Origin of the sequence: Iodobacter fluviatilis (assembly GCF_004194535.1) — a bacterium.
Taxonomy (GTDB): domain Bacteria; phylum Pseudomonadota; class Gammaproteobacteria; order Burkholderiales; family Chitinibacteraceae; genus Iodobacter; species Iodobacter fluviatilis_A.
Window position 1 is genome coordinate 1,984,613 of the sequence record NZ_CP025781.1, and the last position, 13,819, is coordinate 1,998,431.

General features: G+C 46.2%; 11 protein-coding genes. 4 read left to right on the forward strand and 7 right to left on the reverse strand.

Translation table 11 applies throughout. The features are described from left to right. Positions 1 to 176: 176 nt before the first annotated feature. The 7 genes from C1H71_RS08925 to C1H71_RS08955 are packed head-to-tail and all read right to left on the reverse strand — an operon-like array spanning position 177 to position 9,157. Complete coding sequence (locus C1H71_RS08925; RefSeq protein ID WP_130106248.1) at positions 177 to 977, reverse strand: DUF1796 family putative cysteine peptidase; 801 nt, start codon at positions 975 to 977, stop codon at positions 177 to 179. Positions 978 to 1,021: 44 nt separating this feature from the next. Further along, the gene (locus tag C1H71_RS08930; protein ID WP_130106249.1) at positions 1,022 to 2,953 is read right to left on the reverse strand and encodes a hypothetical protein; all 1,932 of its coding nucleotides are present in this window, start codon (positions 2,951 to 2,953) and stop codon (positions 1,022 to 1,024) included. A gap of 44 nt (positions 2,954 to 2,997) precedes the next feature. After that, positions 2,998 to 4,851, reverse strand: coding sequence for a hypothetical protein (locus C1H71_RS08935; protein WP_130106250.1), 1,854 nt, complete (start codon positions 4,849 to 4,851; stop codon positions 2,998 to 3,000). Beyond that, positions 4,848 to 6,563: a polysaccharide biosynthesis/export family protein gene (locus C1H71_RS08940; protein WP_130106251.1), complete on the reverse strand. Its 1,716-nt coding sequence runs from the start codon at positions 6,561 to 6,563 to the stop codon at positions 4,848 to 4,850. The genes C1H71_RS08935 and C1H71_RS08940 overlap by 4 nt, the downstream gene beginning before the upstream one ends. A 4-nt stretch (positions 6,564 to 6,567) precedes the next feature. Then, positions 6,568 to 7,719, reverse strand: coding sequence for a chain-length determining protein (locus C1H71_RS08945; RefSeq protein ID WP_188053683.1), 1,152 nt, complete (start codon positions 7,717 to 7,719; stop codon positions 6,568 to 6,570). Beyond that, positions 7,716 to 8,381, reverse strand: a complete 666-nt coding sequence (locus C1H71_RS08950; protein ID WP_130106252.1) for an ABC transporter ATP-binding protein — start codon at positions 8,379 to 8,381, stop codon at positions 7,716 to 7,718. The genes C1H71_RS08945 and C1H71_RS08950 overlap by 4 nt, the downstream gene beginning before the upstream one ends. Continuing rightward, a complete protein-coding gene (locus C1H71_RS08955; RefSeq protein WP_130106253.1) occupies positions 8,378 to 9,157 on the reverse strand; it encodes an ABC transporter permease in 780 nt (259 codons plus the stop codon). Before C1H71_RS08955 ends, C1H71_RS08950 begins: the two co-directional genes overlap by 4 nt. A 790-nt stretch (positions 9,158 to 9,947) precedes the next feature. Between C1H71_RS08955 and C1H71_RS08960 the strand changes: the two genes are divergently transcribed. The 4 genes from C1H71_RS08960 (at position 9,948) to C1H71_RS20630 (ending at position 13,798) form a co-directional block, all read left to right on the forward strand. Continuing rightward, positions 9,948 to 10,214, forward strand: a complete 267-nt coding sequence (locus tag C1H71_RS08960; protein ID WP_046353818.1) for an oxidative damage protection protein — start codon at positions 9,948 to 9,950, stop codon at positions 10,212 to 10,214. A gap of 317 nt (positions 10,215 to 10,531) precedes the next feature. Further along, a complete protein-coding gene (gene ppk1 / locus C1H71_RS08965; RefSeq protein ID WP_130106254.1) occupies positions 10,532 to 12,610 on the forward strand; it encodes a polyphosphate kinase 1 in 2,079 nt (692 codons plus the stop codon). A 319-nt stretch (positions 12,611 to 12,929) separates the two neighbouring features. Continuing rightward, positions 12,930 to 13,388, forward strand: coding sequence for a SixA phosphatase family protein (locus C1H71_RS08970; protein WP_130106255.1), 459 nt, complete (start codon positions 12,930 to 12,932; stop codon positions 13,386 to 13,388). A gap of 245 nt (positions 13,389 to 13,633) precedes the next feature. Beyond that, positions 13,634 to 13,798: a hypothetical protein gene (locus tag C1H71_RS20630; RefSeq protein ID WP_188053685.1), complete on the forward strand. Its 165-nt coding sequence runs from the start codon at positions 13,634 to 13,636 to the stop codon at positions 13,796 to 13,798. Positions 13,799 to 13,819 lie beyond the last annotated feature (21 nt).

The window sequence follows — 13,819 nt, forward strand, 5'->3', positions numbered from 1 at the left end:
AAAAAAATTCACCTTTCTCCCGTGGCGTATTTTTTATAAAAAATTAATATATCTTCTTGTAAAAATATTGAGCTGCTTGCTGCAACATCAGAGCAACTAGGTCATCATCATTTCTTGCCCAAAAGTCATCTAGATTATTTCCCCCCATGCGCGTTCAGTGAAGAATTCAAACTCAATTATATTTGATGAAACGAAATTAGATTTAAGCTGTCTCCCCCTTTAGGAATTAATGTTTGATAGAAAAAAATCAAATGGCAGTTTGATTGATTGCCAAGATAAAATGAAATAAACGTAGAAAATTTTTCTCTAAGCTTTATGAGGTTAGATCTTTCTGTGATTCTATGGTGATAGAGAAATACAACATCTTTCTTTTTCCTGAACTCGTTTAAGCGCTGAATTCTTCTTTGAAAACTATTCCTGTCATTGATGGATGATATTGGATCATGGTGAGTAAATTCGAATCCTTTGCTACAACTGGGTTCATAAATATCATCTGCATTTATTATCGATGTTGAACGAACAACTTTTTTCCCCCATGCATCTTCATAAACAAGGTTTTCTTTCAGTAAAATACTTGCATAATTTTCTTTTTCCAAAGCAATTACATAGTCAATATTTGAACGCGAAGCTGCATAAGGAGAGCTAAATGACTTTAAACCATGGCGTTGTAAGATATTATCTGAGAGACAATTTTCACCTAATGATAGCCAAATTGGATTGTTCCGTTTTTCAAGGTTTAGGTAGACCTGCTCAGGATTATTTTTATGTAATTCCGTTAATGAATATGGTGAATTTTCGCTTGGTAATTTTTCTTTGTTGACTGAAATATTATTTAGTCTGTTTGCGCATAGTAATATATTTAAGTCGAAGCTGTTTGTACTCATTCTTAATGCAGCTTGCTTGTAAAGGTTATAAGCATTTAAATAATCCCCACTCATGTATGACTGATTTGCTTTGCTTATAATTTCATCTTTCATGATGTTTTTTTTGCGCTATGTTATATTATAAAAATTAATGCTATTTAATTAATACTACAAAAAAATGCACCTTTCTCACATGGAATATTCTCTTCTAAAAAATTTATATTTCGTTTTATAAACAGATCTTTCCACTTTTCGGCAGTATCTTTTTCTTCTTTACGATTATAATCATCTAGCACAATATCTAATTGATGATTTCCTAAATATTTAAATAGATAGGGAATAGCAGGGAAACGTGCAAGCGGGCCTGTAACGCCTGGAGGGCCATCAACTAATACTAATATCTTAGCTGTACGGCCATTCAGTGATTTTGATATTTCTTTTAATTTATCTGCGCATGAGTAATATAAGTAATCTTCTTCGTTATATTGATAATCAACCAATGGTGCATGCACAAGATCAACTAAGTGTGCTAAGTTTTGTTGTTCTACGTTTTTTAGTGTCTGTTCAAAATAGTTTTTATTATGTTCAAAGGTAACAATCTTTTTTTGAAATGTTACTGAATTAATCTCTTGTACTGGCGTGAGGGTGGTTGATTTATTTTTTTGTAAAAGCGCTTTAGCAAAGAGCACGGTCGATGTGCCGCTGCCAAATTCAATAATCAAATCGTAATTTTTTTCTTCGATTTTACCTAGCAAAAATAGCGCAATATCCGGGCTAATCGGCCAGCCATGAAAACTGAGTGGGCTTTTGCCGTTTTCTAGGTAGTTCTGTACACCCATAAACGATTCAATTTGCTTGGCGGTGTTGCTAAGGCCTCGGGTCATTTCTGCAAATAAATTGCCCTGTAAGTGATTGCTATAATTCTTTTGCTCAGTTAATAGCAGGTCTAATTTCTTATCTAAGGCAATATTTTTCTCGTTTTCTATATTGAGAAGATCACATTGTGCTTTAACTTCTGCGAGTGCTTTTTCGCTGCTCGTTTTGGCGATAAGTGCGATATCTAGTTGTTTTTGCAATTCAAGCAGCTTGGCTTGGCGCTCTTCATCTAGCTTTTGCTGTGTGTCCTTGGCAAGGTTAGCGGCATCCAGTTGGGCTTTGTTATCCTGCGGTGCTTTATCTGCCGTTGTTGTTGCTTGCTGAGTGATTTCTAACTGTTGTTTAAATTCAGCGGCCGATATGTTGGCTATTTCGAGTTGAGCTTTTAATGCTGTAGTTGCGGAGTTGCTAGCTGCTTGGCTTATGTTTTTTTCATTTAGCATCGTTACTACTTGATTCTGTAATTTTTCTGTTGATACGTCATTTTCTGTGATTACGGGCATTTGTTGATTGTTGTTGCCTGTGGGTTGTTCTGCTTCTAATGCTTGGCTTGGGTATTGGATTACTTGCTCTACATTACGCACATAGAGTGCGTTGCCAATATTGGGGTGGCGTTCTTCTTGTAGGGAAACAAAATGAAAGCCTTGGCTATTTAAATAGGTATCTAGCTCTTCTTTGCTGGTATTTAAACCTGTAAATCCTTTATCACTCAGCAAGACACGCGCAATGATGACTTCGCAATGATTCAGCCATGCGCCTGCGCCTTGAATAATGTTTAAAGCGGGTAAGCAGTCAACAATCAGCCAATTGGGTGGCGTTTCAGCTTGAATCTCATTGATTAAATGATTAAGGGTGGTGGTTTGGCGTTGCTCTTGCCCCAAGGTTTTAAAATTAGGCCAAAGGTTGGCAAGGGTATCGGGCGACAGGCTGCTGTTTTCGGCAGGGTTGGCTGCTTGGTAAAAGCTGATTTCTGCTGATTCATGCCACATTACGGCGGTATGTGCTTGCCATGTTGCATGCTTGGCAAGCTTGCTGCGCAGATGTTGAATTTGGTTTTTATCGGCTTCTACGAAGTGTGCGTCGCCCACCTCCCATTCGCTCAGCAAATTGGCCCAGCTACCCGCTCCCGCCCCTACGACAATAATATTTTTGGGTGGCATTTGATGGCGAAAATGATGCAAGTAAGAAGTGTGTGAAATGGTGCTGTTATGCATTTTTGTACTCGATGTCATTTGCTGGGTAGTAGGGGTAAGTCTTTTTATTTGCTGCTGCGGCTTAATTTGAATTGACGTATTTCACCGTGCATCACCCAAGGCATTTTTAGCCAACCTAGCGGGCTGCGGGCGCTGCTTAGCAGTACTGTGCCTAGGCGGTAGGAGAGGTGTTGTTTAACTCGTTCTGCTTCATGCGCATCGCTGTATTGTTGGATGGGCGGTAGTTTGATATTGGCTTGGTGGTTGGCGCGGTATTCACGCACTTGTTTTATTAACGCCCAAGGCAGGGTGAGCAGGCCGGATAAGCTGCTGGATTGGCTAATCATGGTTGCACCTAGCTTGTAAGAAAGCTGGGTTTTGATGCGATCTGCAGCCCCATAGTAGCTTGGCTTTGGCGGTGCAACTGGGTGCTTGAGCTTTTGGTTCTCATGAAAATAACGTTCAAGTTCTTCTTGAACTTGATGCAGCTGGCGGAGTAATAGCTCGTTTTCTTGTGCAGATTGGGTGGTGAGTTGTTTATTTAATGCGCTTGCTTGAATGGTGGCTTGCTCTGCTGCGAGCTGTTTTTTTAACTGCGTGCTTTGTGCGGTCAGTTCTGCTGCGAGTTGATTTTTTAATTGAGTATTTTGTGCAATTAGCTCTGCCGCATGTTGTTCTTTGTCTTTTTTGCGCTGTGCAACTTCTTTTTTATACTCTTCTGCAAGCTTGGCTTTTTCTAAGCTCAGCTTGTCGATATCCTTTTTGCGCTCAGTGGCTAATGTTTCACTGACTTGCAGAGCTTTGATTTTTTGTTGCTGATCGGCTAAAAACTGGCGTTCCAGCTCTTCTTGTACTTGGTGTAGATGAGCAAGGAGCAGGGCATTTTCTTTTTGCTGCTCTTGTACTTGTTTTTGGTCTGAAGCGAGGCTCAACTGTAGCTGGGCAATACCCTGTTGCTTTTCATTAAGCTGTATTTTGCTGCTGCTTATTTGTTGATTGAGCTGCTGAATGTGCGCTGCTTGCTCTTGGCACTTCACTTCTACTTGTGTGATTTGCTCTGTGTGTTGGGATTGCATAGCTGTCATTGCCAGCCATGCATCCAGTGGGCTGGCTGGCTTGGATGGCGTATCGACCAGTGGTAGATTGGCGACCGATTGCAGCTCTTCATAAAGCTGCATGCTGTCAGGCTGATCGTGCATCAGGGCCTGTGCAATATAGGTTTTGAGACTGGTTTGCTGTTGACGAGCGATTTCATCGTTAGTAGTAACATCAATAATGTGGCTAACACGGCCGCATTCGCTGACAGTTTGGACTGGCGCACCAATACGAGTGCGCACTTGTTGTAAGCAGGCCGCAGTGGATTCGCGTACCTGTTGTGAGTGCACAAGCAGGCAGCGCTCAGTATTGCGATGGTAAAAATGCAGCAGGGCGGCGTTATAGGCGCACCAACCGTGTATGGTTTTTTCCAACGCTTCTGTTGATAGCTGTGTTTGCTCATCAAATGCTTGGCTGATCAGCTGCTGTGGTGTGTCGTAGACCAGAATAAAAGCAATTTGCGGGTCGAGTGATTGCCAGTAATTCAACAAATACACGGATTGCGGATCCGCCCAGCCCCAGAATTCCTGATCAATATTGCCAAGAAAAAGATCGAGCGCCATGCCATGCCAAAGCGCCGCTGTTTCAATCTGCTTAATTTCTGCGGGCGAATTCATTAGCTCGAAACGAGGCACATGGTGCGCTTTGCAGAGTGCCATGCTGATTTCTGCGGGCAAAAATCCATCTCGACGTGATGGCAGTGCAGCATTCATTCCCCCACTATTAAGTAGAGCTTCTACATCTTGGTAGCCTGATAGTGGATGGCCGACGATGACAATTTTGTTGATTGGCGTGTGTTTTGTATTTTTTAGTTGGATGTTCATAGTCCCAGTACCACCTTCGCACTTACCGCTATCTGATAAATAATCTGTGTCATATCTTTCCAAATCTGCCTTGATTTCACGTCGATTTTTGGCAGTACTAGAATCTCGTCGCCAGATTGAATGGCGATTTTGCTTTTGGCGGAGCCAAAGATGCCGGTTTCGCTGCTGGCTTCGTTAAAGCTGCCATCTCGGCGGGCGACTACGATGCGGGCTACGTCGGTGTTTTGGGTGTAGCCACCGGCGCGGTTGATGTAATCATCTAGCTGTAGTGTTCGGTCGAAAGCCACTGCGTTGGGGAAGAGCACTTCGCCGCTGACCAGTACTAGGCCGTCTTTGGTGGGTACACGTAATACGTCGCCGTTTTCTAGCAGTAGCTGATCGCGGCTGCTGGCTTGGGCGATCACAACTTGGCCACTTGGTTCGATCTTTTTGGCGCGCTCTACCCATTGCAAGATCAGCTCTGATTCTTGTTTGCGTAGCACGGCTTCGTCGCTGGTGCCTGATCGGGCGGTGAGGGCGGCGGCTTCTAGGGATCGCAGCGAGGTATCCAGCATTTGCTTTTGCCGTGTTTTTACGCTTTGGCGAAATAGCTGCAGGCTGGCTTGATCGGAATGATCGGTGAATTGGATTTGCGCTAGCAGCTGGCTCATGCGTGCGCCGTAGGGCATTACGTATTCTTGGGCGCTGTTGTGCTCGCCTTCTACCCGCACGGTGATGCTGCCGGGTTTTTTATCGGCGGTGAATTCCAGCTCGTCGCCATTTTGTAGTGCCACGCTGGCGGCATCGCCTAGTGGGTAATATTCGATATTTTTGATGCTGCCGGTGTTGCGAATCACGCGCACATGGGTGGTGGCGGCGTTGGGCTTGGTGATGTTGATCAGGTCGGCCACGGTGCGGGTTTTATCGCTAAATTCAAAGCGTTTGGCATTGGCGGCTAGGCCGCTTACTTTTACGCTGCGTTGACGTGGCGCTACAAAAATAACGTCGCCATCGCTCAGTTGAATTAGCGGCATGGTGCCGTTTAGTAAGAAGTCGTAAAGATTGGCGCTGGCGCGGATGGTTTGGCCGCGCTTTACTTGCACGTTTAGAAATGATCCGCGCTCCGCATCTATCCCACCTGCTTGGTCTAGGTAATGCAGCAGGCTGTCCATGCTGGTGCCGCTATACAGGCCAGGGCGGTTTACAAAGCCGCTAACAAATACACGCACGGGTTGGGCGGCGGCTAGGCTGGCGTAGCTGTTTACATTGCTGCGAAAAGTGCGGGCAACGGCGGCCTCTACAATGCGTTGTAAATCTTGATTACGCACGCCCAAGACCGTGACGGGGCCAACATGGGGCAGAAAAATATTGCCCTTGGGGTCTACGGTCAGCGAGGTGTCAAAATCAAACGCGCCCCATAGGCGAATTTGAATTTTGTCACCCACGGCCACGGCGTAATCAGGGTTGAATTGGGTGGCGCCTGCGCGGGCAAATGCGCCGGTAAATAGGTTGGCACCAAATACATCACTTTTTAAATTAGTGCTGTAGTCATAGCGTTGTGGTGGCTCTGCTAAGGGCTGCTCGTCGGCGGCGGGCTTGGCTAGTTTGGCGAGTTGTTGTTCTTGCTTCGCTTGCTTTTGAGCGGCACTGATTTCAAACGGGCTGGTGGCAGCAGCGGCTGTGCTGCAAAGCAGGGCCAGCATGCTGTTGATGAGGATAGAGGCGATTTTCATGGGGTCAGTCCTTATGGTCGCGAATAATGGCGGCCAGCAGCTGGGCCACACCGGCCATGAGCATGATGACGAGCATAAATACCAGCGTGTTGTAATAGCGGCGTGGTTCTAGTGGGTATTCGGGTTGGCTTGGGGCTTGAATAACCGATACTTTTTTGATCATGCGGGTGGCTTCGATATGGCCTTTTTCTAGCGCCACCAGTGCTACTTTGTAAACGTCTTGGGCAAAGGCCGCCTGCATTTCTAGGCGCTGAAACTCTTCTACGGTGCGGTTTAGTGGCTTACCTGTGGGCGAGGTTAGCTTGGCCTGCTCTTGGGCAAGCTGCTTATTGATGGCTTCTATTTGCTGATTCAGCTGAATAATGCTGCTGTGATCCTGGACTAAATAAGATTGCAGGGCGCTACGCTGGGTTTCTAGCTCGGTGCGTTGTGCTTCTAGCTTGGCAACAATACCGACGATGTTTTCTGCTGCGGCTTGTGGGGAGACAAGGCCTTGTTTGTTTTGGTAGCTTAATACCGCTTGGCGCGCTTTGATGGAGCGCTCGTTCATGGTGATCACTTGTTTTTCTAGGAATTCGACCTGCGTTTTACCTAGGCTATGCGCTATTTCATTCATAAATAGCTCACCTTCTTGCACCAGCAAGGCGGTGATGGCTTGGGCCATTTTTGCGTTGTAGCCTTGGGCTTTAATAATCAGCACGCCGGTGTAGTCGTCAAACTCCACGCTTACACGGGATAGGTAATAGCTATAAAAGTGTTCGATAGAGTTATCCACAGACCACATGCGGGATAGCAGATCGTGATGGCTATCGCTGTAATGGGCGCGCAAATTTAAGCGGGTATCCAGCTTTTTAAGCATGTCGATAGACAGCAGATGATCGCGTAGCAGCAGCTGATCGGCGCGATTGCCGCCAGATCCACCCAACAGGCTAGAGAAATCCATCCCTTGGCCACCGGCCACGTCAGTGCGTTGAATAATCACATGCGCGGTAGATACATAGCGGTCTGATGCAAGCGCCAGCCAGTAAAAGGCCGATAGCGCAAAGGCAACTAGGGCGATGCTAAAAATCAGGTTGCGCTTGAGTGGCGGCGACCATTTTTTGCGGTTTCTGGCCCATGTTTTGGCAACACGGCCATTTCTAAATTTTCTAATCATTTCTTTAATGTGTCTTTATATGCTTTTAGCGCGTCGTCGATCTGGTCGAACCAGTGCGCCTTGCCGTCGTGTATCCAAATGCCTGCGGAGCAAAATTGCTTTAGCGTGGCCTCGCCATGCGCCACCATAATCAGCCCCGCTTTATCGGCTAGATTTTTAAAGGCGGCAGCGGCTTTGTTGCGGAATGCGGCATCGCCCACCGAGGTCACTTCGTCCGAGATATAAACGTCGAAATCAAAAGCCAAAGACATGGCAAACTGCAGCCTTGCCTTCATGCCGGATGAATAGCTTTTAATGGGGTGATCAAAAGCGTCGCCAATCTCAGCAAAGTCTTGAATAAAGGCTAGCCGATCAGGAATATCGTCTTCGTGGCCGTGAATGCGGCAAACAAACTTGGAGTTTTGTCGGCCCGTTAAGGATCCTTGCAAGCCACCGCCAAAGCCCATCGGCCAAGACACTTTGCACTGGCGCTCTACGCTGCCTTTATTGGGGTGATCAACACCCGCCACAATCTGCAATAGGGTGGATTTACCCGCGCCATTGGCACCGATCAGCCCGACATTCAGCTTGGGTGGAATCGTAAAATTAACGCCTTGCAGCACCCAGCGGCCGGGGCCGTGATCGGTGAGGTAACGCTTATGCACATCTTTAGCAATAATCATTTAGTGGTCAGCCTTTGGGCAAAGCGGCGATGTAAAGCCAAGCCTAAAAAGATGCTGACAAGGGCAAAGCTATAGATATAAGCAATGCTCAGCTCGGGTACGGCATGGTAATTGCCTGCAAAACCAAGGCGAGCGGCCTCTAATCCATGCGCTACAGGGTTGAGCAACAGCCAGTCACGGTAGGGCTGCGGTACGGTGGCAATGGGGAACATCACGCCGGAAATCATATACAGCGGCATCATGATTAAATTGATGACCCTGCCCAGCTCTGGGACTAGCTCGCTAAAAATAGAAGCCACCAAACCAAAGCCCATGCCAACCAGCCATAGCCCAAAAAAAGCCTCGAGTACGGCTAGAGGGTTGCTAGGGGTAATGGGGTGATTAAATAGCGCGGCGCACATTAGCAAGATGCTGCTGATGATAATCATCAAAAAGCCTTCTAGTGCGCCACGCACCAGCACGGTATCGACTGGTTTTACTTGCCGATAAGCAAATAGTGCCTGGTTGGCATTGATTGCATTTTTGACCTGTGTGCCGGTGCGGTTAAACATAAAGTAGGCAAGCATGCCAACCATAATCCAGATGGTGGTATCGATGCCGCCGATATTGCTTACGCGAATGCCGGTAAAAATAAAAACCAGATAGGCCACATGAAACATTGGCTCGGCCAGCAGCCAAAACCAAGTGGCGCGGCCGGAGAACAGTCGGCCGACGGCTTCGCGTAGAAAGAGTGCTTTCCATACGGCTAGCGTAATGGCGGATGGACTACGCGCCATCTTAGTTGCCGTTCTTTGCTGAAAAGTAAAACAGCGCATTGAGCGCTGTATCGATAGGTAAAAACACGAGTTTGACCAATACTTAGAGTAGTTTCTTTATTCCACCAAATTATCAAACCAAGAATGGATGCATATTAAAAATGTGATGGGGCTGTAAGGATTAATTCGTCATTGCTTATGACGTTAGACGTAAGATTTTTCTTAATTTCATGGCGAAATGTAACGTTTTGTATCGTGTTGCGTCAATGGTATAAATATAGCTTTCTTTGAATTTTATTTACATATTAGAGATTTATTTAAGTCACTGTTTCAGAATGGCATTTTTTGATTTTTTATCTTGGATGGGTTCACTAAATATTTTTTTATATGCGCTTTTCTGGGGTAATTTAACCTGTTTTTTTGTGCCTAAATATCATTTAGGCAGGCTGTTTTGGCTGGCTAGCTTAGCTAGGGGGAAGTGTGAAAAAACGGCGTGTAAAGACGGATTTTTACTAGGGTTTTTATGTATTATTACAAGCAGTTTATTTTTGTAATTTTTTGTAATTTTTGGAGGGGCTTGCACAAGCCGATGTGTAGTGGGTTGATGATAGGCTTAATGCAATTTGCCAAAGGCTTGATTCAGGCTGTGAACTTAGGCTGGCTGATTCTGCTGGGGGCCTTGCCTCTGTTATAATCATGGCTACCTTGGCTGAGTCAACACTTGCTGCTATGCATTTGGCGTTCTTGCCACTCCCATGCAGCTTTTGTCATTTTCTAGAAACATAAATGTAATATTATTGAGGTGATACTAATGAGCCGCACTGTGAACTGTGTAAAGCTGGGCCGTGAAGCGGAGGGGATGGATTTCCCGCCATTGCCAGGTGCTTTGGGTAAGAAGGTATTTGAGAATGTGTCTAAAGAAGCATGGCAGGCTTGGATTAAGCACCAAACCATGTTGATTAATGAAAACCGTTTGAGCTTGGCTGATCCGCGTGCGCGGCAGTATTTGCAGCAGCAGTTAGAGAATTATTTCTTTGGCGATGGCGCAGAAATGCCCGCAGGCTTTGTGCCGCAATAATTCTTAAGCACAGGCCACTTAGAGTGGCCTGTGTTGTTTCTGCTGTAGGCGGCAGAGTATTTTTATTAGAAAGTGTGTGTAGGGTGGGTGAAGCGCAATCTCATAAATATAGATAGGGTTGGCAAAGGCGGTTTAGGTGACCTGCGTTAATGTATGGCGTGGTTAAAAAACGTGCTTACGCTATAAATGTTTTAATTGGCAGAGTTGGCGTGAAATTCGCGATTGAATTTGAAGCTTAAAATTGGCTCGAAACCTTATCCATTCTAGGGTTTTATTTATTCCTGACAGCGTGTAACGCTATACCAAAGCGAAGAAAGATGAGTTACAAACCTACAGACAATCAGTTAATGCTCAATCGTGAAATGGGGTTATTGGAGTTCAATCGCCGAGTATTGGCTCAGGCGGAGGACGCTAGTAATCCTTTGTTGGAACGTCTGAAGTTTTTGTGCATTGTTTCGTCCAATTTGGATGAGTTTTTTGAAGTGCGGGTAGCGTGGCTTAAAGAAAATATTTGTCATAACCCCACGCGTTTACTGCCAGAAGGCATGACTCCGCAGCAGGCTTTTGAGTTGGTGACGCGGGAAGCGCATGATTTAGTGGATCGCCAATATAGCTTGCTGCTAGAGGTGCTGTTCCCCGCGCTGGCTAAAGAGGGGATTCATTTTTTCCGCCGCAGCGTGTGGAGTGATGAGCAGCGCGAATGGGTGCGTGATTTCTTTTTCCGCGAGTTGATGCCGATTCTAACGCCGATTGGGCTTGATCCTTCGCATCCTTTCCCGCGAGTACTTAACAAATCCCTCAATTTCATTGTTGAGCTAGAAGGCAACGACGCGTTTGGCCGTAGCTCGGGGATTGCCATTGTGCAAGCGCCGCGTATTTTGCCGCGCTTTGTAAAAATGCCGAATGAGATTTCTGGTGTGGAAAACGGCTTTGTTTTCTTATCTTCCATTTTGCATGCGCATGTGGATGAGTTGTTTTCTGGCATGCAGGTGCTGGGTTGTTATCAATTCCGCGTGACGCGCGATTCTGATGTATCGGTGGATGATGATGATCTAAAAGACTTACGTGCAGCGTTAAAAGGCGAGTTGTCGCAACGCTCTTATGGCGATGCTGTGCGTTTAGAGCTGGCGGATAACTGCCCTAAGCATTTACAAGATTTCTTGCGTGATCAGTTTGGTTTAAAAGATGCTGATTTATATCGCGTAAACGGGCCAGTAAATTTAGTGCGCTTGATGCAAGTGCCAGATCAGGTTGATCGATCAGATCTAAAGTTTGAACCGTTTGTACCGGGGATTCCTTCGGAGCTACGCAAGCAGCCAGATATGTTTGCCGCGATTCGCCAAGGCGATATTTTATTGCATCACCCCTACCAAAGTTTCACCCCCGTGATTGATTTGCTGCAGCAGGCAGCAAGGGACCCACAGGTGGTGGCGATTAAGATGACGGTTTATCGTACCGGCACTGAGTCAGCTTTGATGGAAGCCTTAAGCGAGGCGGCAGGGCGTGGTAAAGAAGTCACGGCGGTGGTTGAGTTGATGGCGCGCTTTGATGAAGAAGCCAATATTAACTGGGCTGCCAAGCTAGAGCTGGCAGGTGTGCACGTGGTGTATGGCGTATATGGCTATAAAACCCACGCCAAGATGTTGCTGATTGTGCGCCGAGAGGAAGGGCGCTTAAACCGCTATGCCCATGTTGGCACAGGTAATTACCATCCGCGTACCACTAAGCTGTACACCGATTTTGGCTTGATGACGACGAATGAAGAAATCGTCAGCGATGTGAATGATGTGTTTATGCAGCTTACCGGCCTTGGCTTGGCTGGCGATCATCATCAGCTATGGCAAGCGCCGTTTACTTTGCAGCCGAATATTTTAAAGTATATCGATAAAGAAATTGCCCACGCCAAGGAAGGGCGTAAGGCGGTCATTATCGCAAAAATGAATGCGCTCTTAGAGCCTACGGTGATCGATAAGCTGTATCAGGCATCGCAAGCGGGGGTGACGATTCACCTGATCGTGCGCGGGGTGTGTGCACTGCGCCCAGGTATTCCTGGGGTGTCGGACAATATTCGGGTTCGATCGATTATTGGGCGCTTATTAGAGCATCATCGCGTGTTTTATTTTTATAACGATGGTGCTGAAGATGTGTATTTGTCTTCTGCCGACTGGATGGGGCGTAATTTATTCCGCCGCATTGAGATTGCTTTCCCGATCTTAAATCCAAAAGTAAAACGTCGTGTGATTCGTGAAAGCCTACGCCCTTGTTTAGTGGACAACACCCAAGCTTGGGAAATGTTGTCGGATGGCCGCTATCGTCGCAAGACGGCGCGTGGCGGTAAATCACGCTCTTCACAAGCAACTCTATTGGCAGAATTGACGGCTACGCCACGTAGTTAAGTTTAGGGGATAAAAGCGGGTGTTTTCCTAGAGGGAGTGCTTACTTGCTCTAGCAGCCTGTCGGACTTAGCATCAGCCAGCTGCAAAATCACCTGATCGGCCTATATTTCACCAGATTTTTGACCAATAACTCGTTATTGGCGCTGCAAATCCGGCAAAATCTGGTCTCGACCATGCGATTTTTCGCTTCGACCGTCTAAGTCCGACAGGCTGCTAGGCGATTCGCTTTTGATGATCTTGGTTCAATTTGATGTGAATGGCCTGTGATGCTTGTGGGGGAGGCTGCCCCAGTTTATTCCATCGTATAAAGGCGTAGTTTGTGGATTTAATTTTGTGGCGTCATGCCGAAGCGGAAGAGGGCGAAAACGATTTGCTTTGTCCGCTGACGGCTAAAGGACGCAAGCAGGCCGAGAAAATGGCAGCTTGGTTGAATAAACGTTTAAATGGTGCTGCGCTTACGGTGATTTCTAGTGAGGCATTACGCAGCCAAGAAACCGCTAGGGCATTAAGTAAGCAATTTAAAATCGATGCAAGGCTTAATCCTGGTGCGCGTGCCGCCACTTATTTAGAGGTGAGTAATTGGCCGCGTGAAACGGGTAAGGTACTGGTCTTGGTTGGCCATCAGACTGAGCTTGGGCATGCCGCTGCGGTACTGATGGCAGGTAAAGAATTAGATTGGAATGTGCGCCGTGGTGGCTGTTGGTGGCTACAAAGGCGGGTTAGAGCGGGACAAATTAGTTACTTGCTGCGGGCGGTCATGTCGCCTGATCTTTTGTAAGTATTTTTTTACTATTTTACTTTGGCTAAAGGTGGGGCGAGGGCTTTTACTTGGCTTTAGCGCAGTTTTGGTGAGTTTTTTACTTGTTTTACGGAGATAAGTAAGGAATTGTTTATCTTTGTGTCTTTTATGTTACTTGCATGGACAATTCGTATCTTGTTTTAAGTCAATTAGCAGGTAATTATTCCAATGTATTGTATTGCCATCGCGTAATATGCTATTGCAACTTACTCGGGGGCATTAAAATGCTAATTCATACGCAAGTCCGTAAACCCGTTGTTCCTGTTCGTGATGCTTCAGCGCCACCTAGTTTCTTTGAACGTAATAAAAGTTCTGCGCCCTTTGCGTGGATCGCTTTCTCTGATGAAGCTAAACCGTCTGCTCCACCGAAAAAACAAGCGGTGAAATAAGCAAAACGGCTGCAAGATGCA